Genomic DNA, 20,362 nt, shown 5'->3' with positions numbered 1-20,362 from the left:
TTTCAAAAATATACACATGAAAAACGAAACCAAATTCGGCAAAGTCCTTACAAAAAACGAAATGAAAAAGGTGCAGGGCGGTATTGGCGGCGGTGAGTCCTGCGGCACCGAAACGTGCGGCAAATACCAGGCCTGTTGCAGCCGGGATGGCGCGAACGGGCAAACCGTATACTATTGCACAACGACGGCCTGCCTGTAAGTTTTTTGAAGCCTCCCTCCCGGAAGGGCATCGGGAGGCTTCCTATATTTTAGCCAGGTCCGCATCCAGCGTAGGATTGGCAACACCTGTGACGGTCTCATTCCATGAATACTGCCAGAGGGTCCAATCACTCCAGCCCTTTGGCAACCTCGGAACGGCAACATTGACATGGGCAACCCAGAGTTTGTATTGCTCACCTAAGGTATGCGTCGCCGGCAAATTCCTATCCAAAAAGTCCGGTGCCCCATAAATGATGATCTCAGGAACAGGCGCTTTGCCAAAATGGCCTAAAAAGACGGTCATGAATTGCTCCACCCAGGCGAGGTAGTTGGCTGGGCTTAGGCTCGCCTTTGTATTGGGATTGGAATTGGTTTCGAGGTCCAGTGCAAACGGATAGGTGAAGGTGGGCGTCGTAAGACCGGTAACGCGCCGGTAAAAGTGGCTTGCTTCATCCGAGGCCGAATAGGTGGCCGGATGGGCAAAATGATAATAGCCAAAAGAGACACCGGCAGCCTTGGCTTCCTGGGCATTGCTGGCGGTGGCGGGATCATCAAAGGCGACCCCTTCCGTGGCTTTGATAAAAGCGAACTTTACAGACCCATGGGGCGTCGTCGCTTTGGCCACCTGCTGCCAGTCGATGGGGTGGTGGCCGGGTTGGCCGTTGAGATGGGAGACATCGATGCCTTTTGTCATAAAAATTGACTTTGGTGGGGGGATAAAATAAGCGAAGAGGCATCAATATGCAACCGTAGATATACGCAAAGCAAGGGGGTTAGTAGCAAATCACGGTCTGCAGGTCCATATCCACGTAATAATGCCAGCCGTGGCGGTCGGAGTTGGCGCTGTAACGTGCCAGGAGACCTGCCTGCGTTGCCTTGCTCTCCATGGTTTCCCTGCCAACCTGGCCAAGCAAAGCACCGGAAAAGCCGCTTCCCACCGGAGTAGAGGGATAATAAACATCGTAGGACGTATCAGATCCCAAGACCAATCCCGACTGAAAAACCAATACGGTCCGTAAATACGCCCAAATGAGGCTCGGAGAGGGGTTTGCCACAAAAGTACTTCCCTCTTTGGTCAGTTTCAGGAAAGCCCCTTTCTTGAAGCGAAGGTACAGCGCCCCGTTCTGGCTCGCAATGGCCAAAGGTTGACGTTGCCACCGGCGCAGCCACCGGTGTTTTTTCAGGGACTCCCTGGGAAAGGTAATGGTATAGATCGTATCACCTTGGGGTATCCGGCTCATGGACACTTTGGGTACGCGGGGTCTCCAGGAATAGTCCCGCCCTGTAATGGTGTCGACTTTGCCGGATACGGCCTGTGGTTTTGCCATCAAAAAGTCGTGTATGGAGGGATAGACTCCATTGATTGCAGCATCGGCATGCAGATTCCAATCCAGTCCATCCCGGCGTTGCTCGATTTCATTCAGGGATACTTCATGGCCTGACTGCCCTCCCATCGCACGTACCCTTTCCATGAGAACGTCGAGGGCGCCACCGCTTATATAATACTTCCAATCCCGCCTGAATGTTGTGTCTTCCCTAAGGATCTGGTAGTAGCGCCCGTTTTTCTCCAGATACACATCCGCCCCCAGGGCCACTTTACCGTCGAAAAGCACGTATTTTCTCAGGTAGACACACAAGGCCTGGTCTCCGGTTCCCGAGACATACCACCGGTTCAAATACCGCTCCATTGCTGCGACCGGCGTCGTATCCATGCGCAATGGGATCGTATATCTGAAGTCCGTTTTTTTGCGCGTCTCATAGGTTCCAACCTCATCGGTCTGGTACAGCCTTCCGTCCAGAACCGAGATGGTGCCGAAGGGGAGTCTCTGAAGGCGCACGGTATCCTTAGGATGCAGCAGGTGTACCTGGTTGTAATTGACTGGGTTTACCTGGCAAAAAATAATTGCCGGGTACAGAAAAATTATGAATAATACAAACCGCATAGTATGCTATCTATGGTAATGCGTTCATGAAGGACAACAGCACCGAGGTTGAATACATTGGATAATATTCCTGATCAATCATCGCATCCGTCAGGGCAAGCCCTCCCTGTTTAGCCGCCAAGTCCAAAAGGCCTCCTAAATCGTGGCCAAAAATATTCCCTCCGCTCAAATTCCAACTCCGAAGCCAACCATCGAGGTTGTCAAGTATTCCGGAATTACCGTTAACGGAGGGGGATGCAAAATTCAGGGTATTCGTCAGCCCTATATTGGAAAAATCACCTGGCGCCGTGACTGCGTTTAAAAACATTCCGGCCGATAACAAATTATATTCATTCAGTTCAAGACAGGGCCTCCCTCCACTGAAATTAACCTCCACGGGTCCTAGGGGCACCGGCAAATTATAGAACATATTTTGATTTTTCTCCACATTGGAAACGACCGCTCCCCCTGTCTCCTTAATTACACTATATAAAATATTCTGCCATTGCTCCCCGCCATCGAGGAGGCCGTACCCACCTGACTTAGTGATTGACCCCTCCAAAGCGCCCAGTCCAATGGCCTCGAAGTAATTGGAGAGCCCATAACTCTGACCGCTAAATAACTGGTTCTTAATATCCAACGCTCCCGCCTTGGCCGCACCTAACAATCCACCGTATATAGCGGTTGCCGCGACGCTGTTGGAGGCGATGCCCACGTCGCCTAAAATTTGACCCGATGTTCCAAAGATGTCCAAACCAAAATAAGCTAAAGCCGCCGTCACGACAACCTCTAAAGCAATATTAAGGAACGAGCTTCCCCTCCCTGTTGGATCGATGTTCTGTGGCCAGTTGTTGGCCATGGCCAGGTAAGGGCTGGAGAACTGCTGATCGGGGTCCTGATTGTGCCAGACACCCAGTTGGTGGTCGTAAAACCGGGCATTGAAGTCATGGGCTTTCAAGCCGCTGCCGTCACTAAATTCTCCGTCCTGCAACTCTTTGCCCTGGTACTTGAGGTAGTTCGGCACGCCCCCGAAATTCAGGGCCCTGGAGCTGATCCCCGCCATCATCAGGCCGGCTGGATAGTATTGATTCTCCTCGACCAGGGGGCCGTGGTTGGCCACTACCTGCAGGTTGTCAAAATACACGGGCACCTGCGATTCATTGCTACAATAGACGTAAATATAGCCGCTGAATTTTATCGGGATATTCTGCAAAACGGCGTCCGAAGAATAGTCTTTCACCACGCCTTCCGACCCTACGGGATCGGTTCCGTAGCCTTTGACGTTGAAATTATTATCGAATAAAATATAATTGATGTAGGCGCGGGGCGGCGCGAAGGTGGAGGTAGTGCTGTTGGAAGTGGCCGTCGCCTGTGCGGCCTGGAGCAAGGCGATGGGACCCGTGGCCTCGCTGTTGGCGTTGATCATGGTGCTGGTAATGCCATCCCCGGCGGTGATCGAAGCGCCCTGGGGCGTTCCCAGCATGGAGGCGATAATGGTGGCTACTGGCAGGGGATTATAGGGCTGGGACAGGGCATTCAGGTTGTAATAGCTTTTGCCGAATACGCTGACCTGGTCACCCGCCATGACCCGAAGGGTGATGCCCAACCCGGTTTGCGTGGTGCTGCCCGCCGCGCCGCTCAGTTCGTATACGTACTGGCTGGTGGCCGTCACGTTGGAGTTGGGGTTCGGGTTGACCGGTGGATCTGCCGCGGCATCTCCCCCGTTCTTATTCCAGTAGCTGGTGATCCCGGTGACTTCATTGGAAGGGAAGATATCGCCCCCGTTGATGGTATAGTAGCTGTTTTCCACGTACACCGCAGAGCTGCTGCTGGTCAGTCCGGTGGCTCCCCCCTCCAGGGTTGCCGCGGGATAGATGTCCTGCTGCTGCTGGTCCGTAACGATGGAGCGGATATTGCCCAGGTGGTCTTTCAGGAAGTAATCATAATCATACCCCAGCAGGTTCCCGTATGGGTCCCTTTGGGGGCGGATCTGTCCCAGCTCCTGGGATAAAAACTGCAGTACGTTGTTTTTGTATTGAAAGCCGCTCACGTAAGAGACCGTCGTCAGGATCGTTGCGTTGTTGTTGGTAGAAGAGGGAAGCTCGTTGACCCTCGTTTCCAACTTATTGCCCACCGCATCGTAGATATAGGTCAGGGTACCTTTGGCGGAGCCGTTAGCGTTGGTGAAAGCGATCTGGTAGGGCTGGTTGAGGAAATTGTAGGTGAGGGTGATGCGCTTGTTCAGATCCTGGGTGAGGTTGCCGTTGCCGTCGTACAAATAGTCGTTGTTGCCGGAATTGTTGTCGATAAAGTTCCCCAGGTTGTATTGGAGGGTATTGGTGGAGTTCGCGTCGGTTGCGGACAGGAGTACGTTTGTGCTGTTCGTTTGGGTATATTGGTATGTGATCTGGTCGATGCTGTTGCTGACAAAGGCGGTCCCGTTGTTGTACATCCCATTTTGTTGCAGGTAGCCGATATTGCCATTCGCGTCGTAGGCGGGGATGCTGCTGCTGCCGACGGCCACACTATAATCGATTTGGAACTTGCTGTTGTTGGGGTCGGTGTTCAGCCAGTTCTCCGTGGTCCCGGACCCGAAATTTTGTGCAAAGTCCGCATTCAACAACCGGTTCGAAGGGTCATAGGCATAGGCGTAGACGCGCTCACTCAGGTCCCCGCCGCTCATCCATTTCATCCCCGAGAGGTCGCCGTTGAATTGGTTGGCGGCGGTACTTCCATTGGCGTATCCATAGTCATAGCCCAGGTCTTCGCCTACCCACTGGTAATTTGCCGTATTCTGAGTATTCACCTGGGAGGTGGTAGGGCCGCTGGAAGGATAGTTCCAATTGATCCCCTTTAACCACCCCCGGATATTATAGGCATAGTTCTCGTTTTCCAGAAAAGTTCCGGGCGTAGGGGAGGGGAAGGCACCTGCCGTCGTCGGAAGGCTGGTCTGCTCGCCGATCTCGCGGTTTTGCAATCTGCCCAGCGCGTCGTACTTGTTGGTTAAAATGGTCCTTAATGTGGCGGTGTTCCCATTCAGCATCTTGGTGACGGAGGTCAGCCTTCCCCCGGCATCATAGTTGTTAGAGGTGAGTTCCCCGAAGTTGCTGATGTTTCCCAGGGGATTATTGTGGTTCAGGTAGGTATAAACGACATCCCCACTGAAATTATAGCCGGCAAGATAGGTATCGATCCCTCCTTTGTAGTTTTCAGAAACGGACTCGATCGTCCTTCCTTTGCTGTCATAGTATTTTGCCGTTTCCATCCAGTTGCCCGTACTCAGACCGGCAAAGGTGGCCGGATTCTCCAGGGCAATCACCTTTCCACCGGTTACCATGCCTTGGATCTGGGGACTGTAGGCACCGGGCTGCGCCACCAGGGTGGCGGCGGGGTTACTTCCTCCCGTCAGGTTACTGTTGTATGCCGCCGTGAAGCCGACGGCCGATGACGACTGATTGTAGTTGTCATAGTAGGACATCGTCAGCGGTGTATAACTGGCGCCCGATATGGAAAGGGGGCTGTAGTTGATCGTCTGGGTCGATGTGCTGGTCGTGATCGTGGGGTCCGCCGTAATCTGGATGTTTACTGCCGTACCGTTCGCCGGCGCAGTGATCGAAAACCCTGGTTCACAGACGACCGAACCGGTAGCCGTATATACGGACCTGGTGGGGTCCGGCTGGCTGACGACAAGGGTGGGCGGGACCTGTGCCGTCGTATTCACGGTATTGATGACCGTGGTTAAACTGCTGGTGAGGTTGTTCACCAGTCCTTGCAAGGTCGCCGGTGTCGCGGCATATTGCATCATCCCGGTTTCCGCCGGACGATCCTGGTTATCGTACAAGGTAAAACGCCATTCATTCAGGTTGCCCTGGTTGGGGTCCTGGGTGAATACCGGCCGGTCCCGGGTATCGTAAATGATGTAGGACCACCCGGCACCGGGTGCTTTTTCGGCGATAGTCCTGCCCCTTACATCATAGACATACCAGAAGCAAAGGTCGCTGATCATGACGGACGTCAGGCTCCAGGAAGAGCCCGCCACCATTTGCGCAACGGCCTTGGGCGTAATGGTACAATAGAGGTTCCCGATGTCGTCGTACACATAGTAGGTGCAAGACCAATTCTGATACGGGGCGCTGGAGCTGACGGCCCCGGTTTGCTGCTTCTGGAGAACCAGCTTCTGGTTGGTGTCGTAGAATTGAACGACCTGGTTGCCGTTTTCATCGGTAGTGATGGTCTTCGTCAGGGTCCCTTGCGCATACGTGGTGCTGGCTTGCGGTGTAAAGGCGCCCACATCGCTAAAGGAATAGGCGAGGGTGTAGGCAGGGGCGATGTTCCATACGTATACCTGATCCGCGGTGGTGTTCACCGAATATTGAATCAGTTTGCCCGCCGGCGTGGTCCCGCCCTCACTTCCCGCCCAGCTGTTGCCCGGGGCGTAGTCCGCCGTTACCCTTTTCAGGGGCGATTTTTCATAGTCGAGGTGCTCATAATAATATTTTTCCCCCTGCATCGCCGGCTCGCTCGCCGGATAGGTGCTGTTGTAAAAGTTCTGCTGGTCCGCAAAGGCCGTGTACTGGAACTGACCGGTCCCTGTGTTATCCGCATAGGGGAGATATTTGTATTCATCGGTGCCGGTGGAAGTGTAATAAATGGGCAGTACAATATCATTGCCGGTCGGGGAAGCCTGCCAGCTCACCACCTGCACAGGGCGGCCCAGCCCATCGGTAAACCGGATCACTTTTTGGACCTGGAGGACCGTGTTGGAGGACGCGCTGACGCTGGATTCCGTGGAAAACGGTTGTTTGGGTTGCCATGTTGTCGTCTGGGTGAGCAATTCCGTGCCGGGGTAAGGGTTGACGATACTCTGCACCGTATTGACACCCACGGTGCCGGTCGCGGCGGGCACCTGGCCGGCCGCCGTGGGCCTGTTGGGGGTCCGCTGCGCAGAGAGCGGGCCCCATACGACGATGCCCAGAACCAGGAGGAAGATGGAGTGTTTCATAAAATCAGGCATGGCTTTTTAATGGGCAATGATGTTGATGTCTCCGTTCACCGTAAATGCCGTCTGGGAAGTCGTACAGGGGACGGCGGTCCCGTTCATCGTATACTGGATGGATGACGGGTTGTCGTTGTTGGCACTGGTGCAGGAAAAGGTGAACAGGTGCGTACCATAAGGAATATACCCTTCCACCACCGACCCAAGGCTGTTGCTGGCCGGGAAGGAGTAGGTATTGTTGTCTATCGTCAGGTTGATGATGTCGGGGGTCGTCGTATAGCTCGTGTTGTTGGTCAATATGATCCGGGCAAGCTGGGATTGGGAGCCATAGCTGTACGCATAGTCTTTGAGGATATTATGGTCCTGGTCCATCACCAGCTGTGGCCTTCCAAAGGCATCGTACGTATAGTTGACGGAATGTCCGGCGGGATCCGTCTCGGAGGTTTTGCCCACCATCGGCGTGTAGGTATAGGTGGTCATCTGGGCGTCGGAGGGGAAAATGCGGATGTCATCCACCGGGCCGGTCAACACTTTATTGGGTGTATAGTTGGTTTGGTTGAAGTTCCAGGTGCCGCCGGAAAGGTTCCACCATTGAATAAGGTAGGTTCTGCTGTCCGGCGGTTGCCAGGTAACCGTATCATTGCCGTTATAATAAGCATTACCGGTATGGGCGCTCCCCAGGGTGGCGGCGTGGTTTTGCTCGAATCCCTCAAAGAAGAACCCGGTCGTAAGGGTGTTCGTAACCGGCCCCGGATAGGTGGCTTGTATGAAAGGATTGGTCGTCCCCGTTGCCGTATTGGTATAGGAGGTGACGGATATTTGATAGGTGCCTTTGAGCAGGCTCAGCGTAAGCGAGCTTCCGCCGCAGCTCCCGCAGGAACTGTTCGAGGAGGTACACAGGCAACCGCTGCCCGAGGTTGGCCCGGTATAGGAAAAATTGACCGTTGTATTGTAAGTCCCGGAGCCCGGAAGGTTGGTGTACACCAGGGCGAGTGTCACCGTTCCCGCGTAGCCCATCGTGATCGACAGGGGGGTGGTGGACGAACAATACAGGTCGGAGGTCAGCGTATGGGTCGACTGCGCGGTAGTGGAGGTGCCGTTGTTGACCTTCGCCACAACAAAAGATCCATTGTACCCATAAGAGGAGGATACCGGCATGCCGTTGGTCATATAGGAAGAAAGCAGATCCGACGCCGATTGATCAAAGAAGTAGTTCTTTTGTCTCCCGGCGGCCTTGTTCACATATTGCGTCGAGGTTCCCAGGTAAATATTCTGATTCAGCGCGGAGATATAGGTATTATGGACATCTGTAACTACGGTATTCGTCGAATCGGTTTGATGTATGACAGCCGCCAGATTGTTCACCGCCGGGGTTGCCATCGCGGTGATGGTGTTGCTCTCCGCCTGGTTGGCTACCATCGGTATTGCTGCGTCACCCGGGTGGTAGATCGTCCGGGTAAAAGTATTGCCCTTGGAATTCGTAGTGGTGATCTGGTGCACCAGGCTCAGGTCATTGGGGCTATACGTATACGAGGTGGTCGTTACCAGGGTGTTGCCCGAATTGACCATGTCATATTTCGTCGCTACGGTGGTGGTCAGGGCAAAATTATCCACATTGGTGTGGTAGGCGCCCGATAAAGGATTGTCATAATTGACATAGCCCGTCGAACCTAAGAGATAATACCAATAGTTGACCTGGTGCCAACCCCAGGCCGCCTGTCCGACCTGCGAAAGTTGGGAAGCATAGGTATTTTGCACCGATTCCAACAGTGTACCGGCAGCGTTATAGATGTACTGGGACAACAGCAAACCCCGTTTGTACGCATTGCTGGTCATCGGGTCGAGCTCATACAAGGTGCCTAAGCCCTGGGCATCCGACTGATCCGGGTAATTGGTAAAATTGGTGACGGTAGATCCCCCGTCCTGATCCGTGACCTTTACGGTGGAATACGTCACGAAATTTCCATAAGGGTCGTATAGTATATAGGGCGTTTCCGAGAAGGTATAAAAAGCGTTACTCGACCCACCCGTTGTTTGGGAAACATAGGTGACATTGTAGGGAGTTACCCTCAACTGTCCCGAAGAAAAGTTACCGGAGGTGAGGTAGCTGTAGCTTTTGGTAAGGCTCTCCCCGGTAGCCAGGTTGTGGGACAATTGGTTTACCCTGATGCCATCCACCGATACCGCCGTACCCAGGTTGTTGGCCATGTTGGATTCGTATGTAAAATGCCAGTTCCCGCCAAAAACGTCATTGACATCCGTCAGGATGTCCGCTTCGGTGTAGGGCATATTGGGCGCTTTTCCGGAGGAAGGGTAGGTCATCGTGGACGCCACCGTCCCGTTGTTGTAGAACCCAAAATAGTCCGCAGCATAGTACGCCGTCCGGGAAGGAAGGTTATAGGTGGTATAATAACCAAACGTCGCCAGGGGGATCGGCGGGTCCTGCGGGTTGTTGTCCTCCAAAAGGACATTTTCCAGTTGGAGCCTCATTTGATTGGGATCTCCCGAAGCCTGGTTGAAGTATGTATAATTCAAGGCATACGTCCGCAGCGTATTGTCATACGCGCCGCTTAGCGGGTCATAGCCTGTCAACACAACACTGGACAACCTGGCCGCGTTGGCGTCGTCCTTTCGGTCCCATGCATAATTAAAGGTCACTTGTCCCTGGGAAGATGTAATGGTGCTCACGTACACAGGCGGGATGAGGGTGGTCACCTGGGGCGTGGCATCGCCCTGGATGAGCCCGGTCACCAGGGGAGGATTGTCCGTGGTGTTACAATAATAAGAGTTCCCTGCCATATAGTGGTTCTGGGCATCGTTGGCGGACCCGTGGAGGTAGGTCAGGGTAATGGTTTCCTTGGAATTAAAGGTCACTATTTTATCCAGGTACCAGGTCGTTGGAAAAGTATAGACGGTCGGGGAAAACAAAGTGGTTTGCACGTTCTGGACGTCGTTCTGGTTGGCCCCGAAATAATATTGGTTTCCCCTGTCGTCGATGACCTCGAAAGAGGTTGTGCCATAGTTATTCGGAGTAAGGTAAAAGTTGTTGGCTATGACCTTGAATCCATAGTTATTGGAGAAGACAGGATTCCCATTTTGGTCGAAGACAAACTGAAAGGAAAAGTACGGGGTGGATACGTAAAAAAGATCCGGCTCGCAATCTTCCGTGGCTTCGCTCCCTGGTGCACCGGAACCTCCAATCGCTCGTTGTTCGTCCGTGGTGAGCGCCTGGTTGCTTCCCAACCAACTGTTGATCACCTGGCCCATCGGAGGTTGGTTCACCGTATTGTTGGGCACGATGCCGATATATCCGTAATCCTGTTCGTCGGGAAGTCCCCGGACCGTGCGGGTGATACTGCCGCCAGCGTTGAGCTGCCAGCCCAGACCGACGTCCGACGCAAAGTCCTGAACCCGCACCCCGTTCCCGCTGGTATAGGCCAAACCGACAGGGACAGAAAGGTCGATCCCGCTCAGGGTGCAAAGGGGAATGAGCGCCGTTGCCATCCCTGTAAACTGATCGACCGACACGCTGTCCCTGGACACGCCCATGGACATCAGGCTGTTGGAGGCCGACAGGTTGGCCGACCATTCTATTTGCGAATTGCTGGTTTCGACTTGGGCGGATGCAAGGGAAAAACAAAATATTCCCGAAAAAAGCCCTAGCGCTCTGAAAGCCGAGTTGCGGAACATAGCAGGATACATTATGTGCATTAGAAGGTATAGCCAATACGGAAAACAATGGACTGCCCCTTGGGTACCTGGCTGGCCGCCAGAAAGTCGTAGAGCAGGGAAAGGGAATTCTGGGTTTTGCCGATCTTGATCTTTTTGGTCAACCCGAGCAAGGCGCTCTTTTGCCAAAGATTGATATCGTAGAGGGTATGCAGGCTGGAGAACTGCTGCATATAATTGTATTCGAAACCACCCGTCACCCAGATGCTCCCTTTAGCCTTGATGTCCACAAAGCTCCGGAGCCCGGCCCCCTGATTGCTCAGTTGCAGATCGGTGAGCCCGTTGCCCAATCCCAACTGGTATACCACGCCCAGACCGGCCGTCACCCGGTCGCTGAACTTATACCCCGCCGTAAGGCCGAAAATGGTCATTTGGGGCAAAAGGGTGGTCCCGGGATTGTTCTGGAACGTCAATCCAATCTCGATACGCTTGAAAAAGGTCTTCCCATGCTGGGTGTTGGGCGTGTACGCGGGCATGATCATACTGTTACTGCCCCCCGTATTGATCCCCAGGCCGCTCAGCTTGTCCTTCAGCGCGCCCAACTGCGACTGGGCCTGTTGTAACTGGCCCTGCAGGAATTGGGAAGGATCACCCCCTTCCGTCTGGGCCGGGATCTTTGCCCGCACAGCCGTCAGCACCTGGGCCCTGCTTTGCAGCCCGGCCAAAGCCACCGGTGTGCCCGCCCCTTGCGGAGTGGGGTAGAGCATCGCCAGGTAACTGTTTTGTTGCATATAATGTTGGAAGACGGGCAGCCGGCTTACCGTCGACAAAAGCGCTTCTTCCATTTTCTTGGGATCGTTCAGGGCAGCCTTGTACTGTCCGATCTGCTGCTGGTAATAATAGGCTTGCTGGGTCATGCCCGACACATTGACTGTGGGCAACGCACTCGTCAATTGCTGTTCCCGCTGCTGGACGAAATTCTGTATTTGACCGGCCATCTGCAGCTTGGCCTCCAACAACTGTACGGACCCGCTGAGCTGCTGGAGCTGTTGGAGCTTTCCGGCCGGGATATTCGCTCCCTTTTGGGAAAGGAACGCCAGGGTGGTCTGCAGGCTGTCCAGGCGGGGGATATATTGCTTCAGGGGGAACTTCTCCGTCACCGAACTGGCCGATAAGCTTTGCATTTTGCTCTGCAACTGCTGGTATTGCTGCTGAACGCCGGTGAAGACCTGCTTCGCTTTGTTGGTGTCGGTCTGGGAAACCTTTTTTTCCAGGCTTTGTTCTTTTTGCAGGCAGGCCGACAAAAGCTTACCGGACTGGCGGCTGACCTGATTGCCCATGGCCGCGTATTGGGTATTGAGCTTTTGTAAGGTATGCCCGCTGACCTGGCTTAGATCGACGTTTTTCAGGGTGGAGGTATCCTGGGCGAAAGCACGGCAGGAAAGGAGCAAAGTGTATAACACAAGCAATTTGGTGCGGCGTCTCATGGTTTCAGGAATAGTCTGGCTTATTGTATGAAGATATATAATATTTTTATAAGAAAGGAAGAAATCCTGACAGGGCTAGCTCCGGGGAAAACGGGTGTTTTCACGGTTGCGTGGAATAGTGTAATTTGCGCCCATGCAAAAATGGGCCCTCACGTTATTTTTCATCGGGACATATACTTTTCTGCTGGGGCAAACCCCTGAGCAACTCATCCTTTTCGGCCGCGGCACCTACCCCGGTGACGACTCCACGGTTACCCTGATCCGGAACTCCGGGTTTACCACGTTGATGCTGTCCAGTTTCTATATCCACGCCAATGGCGACGTCTTTTCGGGGGATGACGGCCAGCATCCGATCATCCATAACGGACAGTATACCGGTAGTAAGGAATGGTTGGATCGCATCGCCGCGGTGAAAAAGGGCGGCTCCATCAAACGGGTCGAAATCCTGTTGGAAGGAAGGTGGTTCAACCAGGCGCCCAACACGTACGACTTTATCAAGGACTGGATCGACAGCGGCAAGACCGGTACCCTTTACGCGATTGCCCGCATCATGAAAAAAACCATCGGCGCCGACGCCCTTTGTATCGACGACGAATCGGTCTATGACAGTCATTCGATCATCCGGTTTGGGGAGATCCTCCATGGTCTTGGTTTGCACATGACTCTTTGTCCTTATACCAGGATCCCTTTTTGGAAGACGATCCTTGACAGCAGCCGCAAGGGTCTTGTCGATGCCGTCTACCTGCAATGTTATGACGGAGGCGGCGACAATACCCTTGGCCCGTGGGTGCGCGGCATGGGCGGGCAGGTACCGGTATACCCGGTATTCCTGTGCCGCGGGAGCTTTGGTACCTGCAGTGTCACGCACAACAGCAAGTCACCGGAAGAGATCCGGACCAGCATGCAGGAATTTGCCAGGGAATGTCCGGGGTTGCATGGCGCAGGCATTTGGCAACTGGCGGATATTAAAGACTATATCCGGATGAATTGCGCGGTCAAGGAGCCGGCTTCGGGTAGCGCGACCAGCGTGTCCCAGTACCTGGAGCAGCTCAGAGCGAGCTTGCAGCCTTGATATATACAAAAAAACACTCTATGTTGCCCAATTGTTTATATGCTCCGGGAATGATAACGATTTCTTATTTTTACTTCATTCCGTTTTGGGCAACAATGATGTATATGACGAACAGGCTCTGCTGGACCGCCTACGCCAGGGGGACATGGATGCTTTTGACGTCATCTACCGGCGCTATGTACGCGAGCTCTACCTGGCGGCTTATAAGCGATTGGACAACAAGGAGCTGGTGGAAGACCTGGTGCAAGATGTTTTTTTCCGTTTGTGGAACCGCCGGGACCAACTGCACATCGATAACCTGGGCGCCTATTTGCATACCGCCGTCCGGTACGAGATCCTGAACCATATTACCCGGCACAAGGCTCCCGCCGCTTTCTACGCCCCCTTCGAAGCCATCCTGGCGGACGCGGATACACCCGAGAACCGGCTGATCGCCAAAGAGCTCCTGGAGCTGGTCTACAAATATGCGGAGACACTCCCCGAAAAAAGAAAGCAGGTTTTTCTACTCCATATAAAGGACAAGCTGTCGGTGAATGAAATAGCCGAAGAGTTGAATATTACCACAAAGACGGTGCATAACCACCTGGGGACGGCCATCAACGGGCTACGTACCCATCTCGCCCCCGCGATCCTGCTGCTGCTGACGACGCACCGGTAACCCGCCCTTAAAGATTTTTTAAAGATTTCTTCATTTCGCTTGGGAATTTTTCTCCTTTCTGTGGCATGATAGTATGCGCGCAAAAGAGGAGAAAAAACGGCTCGACCGGATGATCCGGAAATACCTGGACGGGACGGCGTCTACCAGTGAGAAAGCCTTTGTGGAAGCCTACTACGGGTATTTCGAAGGGAAACCCGCGGAAGCCTTGCTCTCCACCGGGGAGGAAGACCGTCTGCTCGAAAAACTGAAAAATCGCATAGCCGGGTCGACCGCCCCTATATATCATCTCCCGTTCTATCGCCGGCCCCTCCCGCGTATTGCTGCAGCGGCCGCGGTGCTTTTGCTGGCCGCCGGCGCGTACTGGCTTTTCAGGGGAACCAACGGCCATACCGTGCAGACACCCACCGCAAAGGTGGACGTTCTTCCCGGCGGAAACCATGCCACGCTTACGCTTGCCGGCGGCCGGACGATCGTCCTGGATAGCGCCGCCAATGGCAACCTGACCGCCCAGGGACAGTCGACGATTGTCAAAGTCGCGAATGGTCAACTGGCTTATGTGCGCGGAACAAATCCCGACGCCGGTGAACCGCTGTACAACACGCTTGCCACGCCGATCGGCGGTCAATATAAAATTACGCTCCCGGACGGTACCCTCGTGTGGCTGAACTCGGCCTCCTCCATCCGCTACCCGACGGCTTTTTCGGGGCGGGAAAGAAGGGTGGAGATCACCGGGGAGGCTTATTTCGAAGTAAAAGAAAACACCAGGATGCCCTTTACCGTGGACGTCCGCGGAACGTCGATACAGGTCTTGGGCACACACTTTAACGTGATGGCTTATGCGGATGAGGCGTCCATCAATACCACCCTGGTGGAAGGAAAAGTAAGGGTTTTGTCGGGTAAGGAGAGCGTAATCCTCCGACCCGGGGAGCAGGCGAGGACTGAAGGGCGGATAACGGTAGGGACTGTGGATACCGACCGTGAAACCGCCTGGACTACCGGCTTCTTTGAATTCGATCAAACCGACCTGCCCACCCTTATGCGACAATTAAGACGCTGGTACGGCGTAGAACCTATCTATCAAAGCAACGGCAACGGGAGGCTTTTTGACGGGCGGATCAACCGGAACCTCACCCTATCGGAAGTGCTGCATCTATTGGAGGGCAATGGTATACACTTTAGCATAGAAGGGCGAAAACTGATCGTTTTACCATAAAGGCACTTCGGTAAAAAAATATACATCCATCCTGTAAGGAAGGCAGGACTTCTTATCACCAAAACATGAGCAAAACTATGCAATTGATTGCTTTTGGCAAGAGCCAATGTATGCTTGCGCTTTTCCTGGCTGTTTTTTTGGGCGCAAGAGCCCAGACAGGCATCACCCTACAGGAAAAGAATGCATCTCTCAAAAAGGTCTTTAACGATATTTCCCGCAAGACCGGGCTTTCATTCATGTATGACGACGCACTTATCCGGGATATGGGAACTGTGAGCATCGACGTCCGGAACGCCAGCCTGGAAGAGGTAATGAGACGGGCCCTGGAAGGGAAGGGATTGCAATACAGCGTGCAGGGAAATTCGGTGGTAATCAACCGGGAGGTGCGGTTGCCCTATGAAGGCACCGGGCATATTGACATCCGGGGAAAGGTCGCCGATGAAAACGGTGTCCCGCTTGCAGGCGCCACCATCTCCATTCCGGGCACGGATTTTACCCTGGCTACGCTTTCCGGGGGTGATTTCAGCATGGGCGGGGTTCCCGACAAAGGAGTCATCGTCTTTAGCTGTGTCGGTTACCAAACCCAGGTCATCAAATACGATAACCGGACCGTGTTCAATATCACCATGAGAAAACACGTCGCTGAGCTCGCCGGGGTATCGGTAGAAGTCGATAACGGGTATCAAATGATCCCCCTGGAGCGGACGACGGGTTCGTTCGACATCATCGACAACAAACTCTTTAACCGCAGCGTGTCGCCCAATCTCCTGGATCACATCAGCGACATAGCCAGCGGGGTTCTCTTCGACAACCGTACGTCGGGATCCATTCTTACGTATGCCTATGGTCCCGGACTGAGCCAGAATTTCACGATCCGGGGGATCAGCACCCTCAACGCGATTACCAACCCGTTGGTCGTCGTAGACGGATTCCCCTATAACTCCAGCCTTCCCTACAGCCAGGACATCAACAACCTCAACCCGAACGACATCGAATCCATCACGGTGTTAAAAGACGCGGCCGCGGCCAGCATCTGGGGCGCCAGGGCGGGCAACGGCGTCGTAATCATTACGACCAAGAACGGGAAGTACAACCAGAAGCCGGAGATCAGCTTTAATACATCCGTCACGTTCACCGGCAAGCCGCGGTTATTCACCCAGCGGCTGATATCGAGCCCGGACTATATCACTGTGGAGGATAGCCTTTTCCAACAGGGCAATTATACGAATTTTCTAAACCCCGCCACGGCCAATGGGCGTCCGGTTACCGGAGTTGTTCAACTCCTGGGCGAAGCCGCCGCCGGTACGATCAGCCAGGCGGACGCCGATGCGCAGATCGCCGCCCTGTCCCATGAAGATATCCGCAATGATGCCCTCAAATATTTCTACCACACCGGTACCCAGCAACAGTATAACCTTTCGGTTCGCGGCGGATCGTCCTTTGACAAATATTATATAGCGGCGGGCTACGACAACGTCAACGCGGTGGATTTCAGCTTCCTCAAACGCTTTACCCTCACGGCGACCAATACCTTCAAACCCTGGCAGAACCTGGAAGTCGCTTTGCCGGTTACCTTCTCCGACGACCAGGCGGGGTCCAACGTGGGGTCGTTCAGCGAGGGCAACTACGCGCCTTATACCCGTCTCGTCGATGCCCAGGGTCAGCCCCAAAATGTGACCTGGAGCGGGGGATACAATCAGGCCTTTATACAAACCGCGCTCTCGGACGGGTTGTACGACATGAATTACAACCCCATTCAACAGTTCCACGCCTCCCAGTACAATCATACCAACACCACCCTGATCCGGGTTTCGCCCAGCCTCAAATACAGTTTTTTGAACGGTTTTAGCCTGGAGGCCCGGTACCAGTATAGCCGCACGGTCACCAACAATACGGTCTACCAGAGCGATTCGGTCTTTTCGGTCAAAGACATGATCAACAACTACACCCAGATCAGCCCCACCGGCCAGCTGACCTATCCCATCAACCAGGGGGGGATCCTAAACTACAACGACCAGAACCAGGAAGACAACAACATGCGGTTCTCTCTCAGCTACAACCACACCCTGGGAAAAGACCACCGCCTGGACGCGATAGGGGGCTATGAGCGCAACGAGACGCGGATAACGGGGAACCAATACGGCTATTATGGGTACAACCCCAATACGGGCACAGCGCAGAATGTGGTGGACTACGTGACCTATTTCCCGCTGACCAACTATAAAATCGAGGGTCTTCCGTATAACATCACCAGCACGATTTATCCCCTTCAGACGTCCCTGACCCAGGAGTTCATAGCCTTTATATCGGGCTTTGCCAATGCGTCCTATACCTACAAGGGTCGCTATGTCCTTACCGGGAGCGCCCGCATGGACCAGGCCAACCTCTTTGGGGTCACGGCCAACGATAAGCGGAAATTGCTTTGGAGCGGCGGTGTCGCCTGGAAGATGGACAGGGAGTCCTTTTACAAAATACGCTGGATGCCCCACCTGACATTGCGGGCGACCTATGGATACCAGGGCAACATATACCTGGGGAGCGCGGTAAATAATACCAGCGCCTCCACGCTGACCACGATTTCCTACTATCCGGGCACCACCAATTCTTCGGGGCTTCCCTACGCCGTGTTGAACAATATCGCCAACCCCGACCTGACCTGGGAAAGGGTGGGCCAGGCAAACGTGGCGGTGGATTTCGGGATCAGGAAGGAACTCCTTACCGGCACGCTTGAATTCTACAAAAAGAACGCCACCGGTCTCGTGGCCAATTATAGTGTGGATCCGACCGTCGGCGTGACCCAAAGAACGGGTAACGTGGGCAATATGACGGGGCGTGGGATGGATCTTACCCTTACAAGCAAGAACATCAATACCCGGGTCTTCAGGTGGACGACCCGTCTGCTGGTCAGTCTTGACAAGGACAAACTGACCAAATACAACCAGAACACACCCGCCATCCAGGTGTTGGAGGAGCAATCGAGCAGCGCTCCTCCGTCTTCTCCGACCCCCATTACCGGCAATGCGGTGTATGGGATATACAGCCTTCGCTGGGCCGGTCTGGATGCCGGTGGCAACCCCCAGGGGTATGACAGCACCGGCAAGGTGAGCGAGGACTATAACCAGATGACCAACTACGCCCGAACGAAGGACTTGGTGTACGCGGGGTCCGCCATTCCCACGAGTTACGGCTCCTTTATGAACGACTTTACCTGGAAGGGCTTCACCCTGTCGGTCAACATTTCTTACAAGATGGGTTATTACTTCCACGCCCAGTCGATCAATTATGGGCAACTTTTCGGGTACAATATGGTGGGCGTGTATGACGGCTCTTCCGACTTTGCCAAACGCTGGCAACACCCGGGGGATGAAAAAAAGACAAATGTCCCGTCCATGCCCACCCTGGCGAATTCCAGTTACCTCCGGGATATATTCTATGAGTACTCTTCCACGCTGGTGCAAAAAGGGGACAATATCCGCTTGAAAGACGTCTCGCTGAGTTATGACTTCAGTGACTGGGCCCGCAAGCATACCCCTCTCAGCCACCTGGAGCTGTATGGTTACTACCTGGGCAATACCCTCCTGTGGAAGGCCAATAAGATGGGTATAGACCCCGATTATACCACGATGCGTCCGGCCAAAAACTACACCCTGGGGGCGAGGGTATCCTTTAAATAATAAACGACTCAATGATGCGGAAAAATATCTTCATATTATGGGCACTGGCCATCGTCTCGCAGACGTCCTGCACCAAAAATGCCCTCGACCAGAAACCCAACGCCACCCTTGCGGTGCCCTCGACCATCAGCGACTACCAGGCACTATTGGACGGAATAGAGGGCGGCGCCATCAACAACGCGCCGGGGTTATATTCCTACCGTTCGCTGGGAGACTACCTGGCGGACGAAGTGACGGTGTCCGACAATAACTATACAACCTTTTTCGCGGGAAGCCCCTTTATCACGGGGGTCCTGGAATGGAATCAGCATATGTTCAGCAGCCTCACCCAATTGTTGGAATGGGACAAACAATACCAGGTTGTCCTGAACGCCAATATCGCCATCGAGGGGGTGAACGCGATTGCGCGAACGTCTTCCAACCAGGTTGCCTGGAACAACGTCATGGGGATGGGGCTTTTTTTGCGGGGGCAGATGTTTTATAACCTCGCGCAGTTTTGGGCCAGGCCCTACAACGCCGCTACCGCGAGCTCGGACGTCGGGATCGTGTTACGCCTGTCCTCCGATCCGAACCCTGCTTCTGTCCGTTCCAACGTCCAGCAGACTTATACCCAGATCCTGAGCGACCTCAAGGCCGCGGTACCGCTGCTGCCCAACACCTCTGCACAGAACACCCAGGTCAGCAAAGTACGGCCTTCAAAAGCGGCGGCCTATGCTATGCTGGCCCGTGTTTACCTGGCCATGGGAGACTCCATTCATGTGGGGCTCTACGCCGATTCCGCCCTCCAATTGTATTCCACCCTCATGGACTATAATAATGTACCCTATTTCAGCAATTTCAACGCCGAAACGATCTATACAAGCATGGACCAGAGCGGGACCATCGGCAACACGTATGGTCCGTGGGCCGTGGACTCCACTCTCGTCAATCTGTACGACAACAACGACCTGCGCAAGACCCTGTTTTTTACCAACAACGCCTACGTGGGCGGATACGCGTTCATCGGGGATTACTCCGGATACTATTCCTTTACGGGTATCGCTGTCGACGAACTTTACCTGCTCCGGGCCGAATCCTACGCCCGGCAGGGAAACGTCAACGCCGCCATGGCCGATCTCAACACGCTCCTGCTCAAGCGCTATACCACCGGGACTTTTACACCCAGGACCGCGGCCGGTGCCTCGGACGCCCTGGCACAGGTCCTTACCGAAAGAAGGAAGGAACTGGTGATGCGGGGTGAGCGGTGGACGGACCTGAGACGGCTCAATGCCCGTTTTCCCACGACCCTCACGAGGACCTTGCTGGGTGTCACCTATACGTTGCCCCCGAATGATGACCGGTATACGCTTGCCGTGCCGGACTATATCATCGCGGCGTCGAACGGGTCGATCACCCAGACCCCATAACATCATTTCTCATGTCTGTGCCGCCGTGTGTCTACATGGTGGATCTCTTAAACCAGGAATAAATTAT

General features: G+C 54.1%; 11 protein-coding genes. 6 read left to right on the top strand and 5 right to left on the bottom strand.

Annotation, left to right across the window (positions count from 1 at the left end; genetic code table 11):
* Window positions 1-16: 16 nt before the first annotated feature.
* The gene (locus EDB95_RS26340) at window positions 17-199 is read left to right on the top strand and encodes a bacteriocin (RefSeq protein ID WP_133999786.1); all 183 of its coding nucleotides are present in this window, start codon (window positions 17-19) and stop codon (window positions 197-199) included.
* Between the two features lie 42 nt (window positions 200-241).
* Here EDB95_RS26340 and EDB95_RS26335 read toward each other — a convergent pair whose 3' ends face one another.
* The 5 genes from EDB95_RS26335 to EDB95_RS26315 form a co-directional block, all read right to left on the bottom strand.
* A complete protein-coding gene (locus EDB95_RS26335; RefSeq protein WP_133999784.1) occupies window positions 242-892 on the bottom strand; it encodes a glycoside hydrolase family 25 protein in 651 nt (216 codons plus the stop codon).
* Between the two features lie 79 nt (window positions 893-971).
* On the bottom strand, window positions 972-2,036 hold the full coding sequence (locus EDB95_RS26330) for a hypothetical protein (RefSeq protein ID WP_133999781.1): 1,065 nt from the start codon (window positions 2,034-2,036) through the stop codon (window positions 972-974).
* A 115-nt stretch (window positions 2,037-2,151) separates the two neighbouring features.
* Entirely contained in the window at window positions 2,152-7,122 is a 4,971-nt protein-coding gene (locus EDB95_RS26325) for a DUF6443 domain-containing protein (RefSeq protein ID WP_133999778.1), read from the bottom strand.
* Window positions 7,123-7,140: 18 nt separating this feature from the next.
* Complete coding sequence (locus tag EDB95_RS26320) at window positions 7,141-10,806, bottom strand: RHS repeat domain-containing protein (RefSeq protein ID WP_133999775.1); 3,666 nt, start codon at window positions 10,804-10,806, stop codon at window positions 7,141-7,143.
* A gap of 20 nt (window positions 10,807-10,826) precedes the next feature.
* A complete protein-coding gene (locus tag EDB95_RS26315; RefSeq protein WP_133999772.1) occupies window positions 10,827-12,272 on the bottom strand; it encodes a hypothetical protein in 1,446 nt (481 codons plus the stop codon).
* Window positions 12,273-12,405: 133 nt separating this feature from the next.
* On the opposite strand from EDB95_RS26315, the gene EDB95_RS26310 reads away from it, so the two are divergent.
* The 5 genes from EDB95_RS26310 to EDB95_RS26290 all read left to right on the top strand — a co-directional run bounded on the left by EDB95_RS26310 (window position 12,406) and on the right by EDB95_RS26290 (window position 20,295).
* Entirely contained in the window at window positions 12,406-13,344 is a 939-nt protein-coding gene (locus EDB95_RS26310; RefSeq protein ID WP_133999769.1) for a hypothetical protein, read from the top strand.
* An 85-nt stretch (window positions 13,345-13,429) separates the two neighbouring features.
* Window positions 13,430-14,002 (top strand): RNA polymerase sigma factor, encoded by a 573-nt coding sequence (locus EDB95_RS26305; RefSeq protein ID WP_133999766.1) that lies wholly within the window; start codon window positions 13,430-13,432, stop codon window positions 14,000-14,002.
* 73 nt (window positions 14,003-14,075) lie between these two features.
* Window positions 14,076-15,215, top strand: coding sequence for a FecR family protein (locus EDB95_RS26300; RefSeq protein ID WP_133999763.1), 1,140 nt, complete (start codon window positions 14,076-14,078; stop codon window positions 15,213-15,215).
* A 65-nt stretch (window positions 15,216-15,280) separates the two neighbouring features.
* The gene (locus EDB95_RS26295; protein WP_133999760.1) at window positions 15,281-18,889 is read left to right on the top strand and encodes a SusC/RagA family TonB-linked outer membrane protein; all 3,609 of its coding nucleotides are present in this window, start codon (window positions 15,281-15,283) and stop codon (window positions 18,887-18,889) included.
* 11 nt (window positions 18,890-18,900) lie between these two features.
* Window positions 18,901-20,295 (top strand): RagB/SusD family nutrient uptake outer membrane protein, encoded by a 1,395-nt coding sequence (locus EDB95_RS26290; RefSeq protein ID WP_133999757.1) that lies wholly within the window; start codon window positions 18,901-18,903, stop codon window positions 20,293-20,295.
* The last annotated feature ends 67 nt before the right edge of the window (window positions 20,296-20,362 follow it).

The sequence above is a fragment of the Dinghuibacter silviterrae genome (assembly GCF_004366355.1).
Taxonomy (GTDB): Bacteria; Bacteroidota; Bacteroidia; order Chitinophagales; family Chitinophagaceae; genus Dinghuibacter; species Dinghuibacter silviterrae.
The sequence above is the reverse complement of the archived record's forward strand: the minus strand, read 5'-3'. Positions and strand labels throughout refer to the sequence as shown.

What these genes read in the sequence shown, in the direction of transcription:
- EDB95_RS26335 (WP_133999784.1), bottom strand. Translation starts at nt 892, where the DNA reads ATGACAAAAGGCATCGATGTCTCCCATCTCAACGGCCAACCCGGCCAC.
- EDB95_RS26325 (WP_133999778.1), bottom strand. Translation starts at nt 7,122, where the DNA reads ATGAAACACTCCATCTTCCTCCTGGTTCTGGGCATCGTCGTATGGGGC.
- EDB95_RS26320 (WP_133999775.1), bottom strand. Translation starts at nt 10,806, where the DNA reads ATGTTCCGCAACTCGGCTTTCAGAGCGCTAGGGCTTTTTTCGGGAATA.
- EDB95_RS26300 (WP_133999763.1), top strand. Translation starts at nt 14,076, where the DNA reads ATGCGCGCAAAAGAGGAGAAAAAACGGCTCGACCGGATGATCCGGAAA.
- EDB95_RS26295 (WP_133999760.1), top strand. Translation starts at nt 15,281, where the DNA reads ATGAGCAAAACTATGCAATTGATTGCTTTTGGCAAGAGCCAATGTATG.
- EDB95_RS26310 (WP_133999769.1), top strand. Translation starts at nt 12,406, where the DNA reads ATGCAAAAATGGGCCCTCACGTTATTTTTCATCGGGACATATACTTTT.
- EDB95_RS26340 (WP_133999786.1), top strand. Translation starts at nt 17, where the DNA reads ATGAAAAACGAAACCAAATTCGGCAAAGTCCTTACAAAAAACGAAATG.
- EDB95_RS26315 (WP_133999772.1), bottom strand. Translation starts at nt 12,272, where the DNA reads ATGAGACGCCGCACCAAATTGCTTGTGTTATACACTTTGCTCCTTTCC.
- EDB95_RS26290 (WP_133999757.1), top strand. Translation starts at nt 18,901, where the DNA reads ATGATGCGGAAAAATATCTTCATATTATGGGCACTGGCCATCGTCTCG.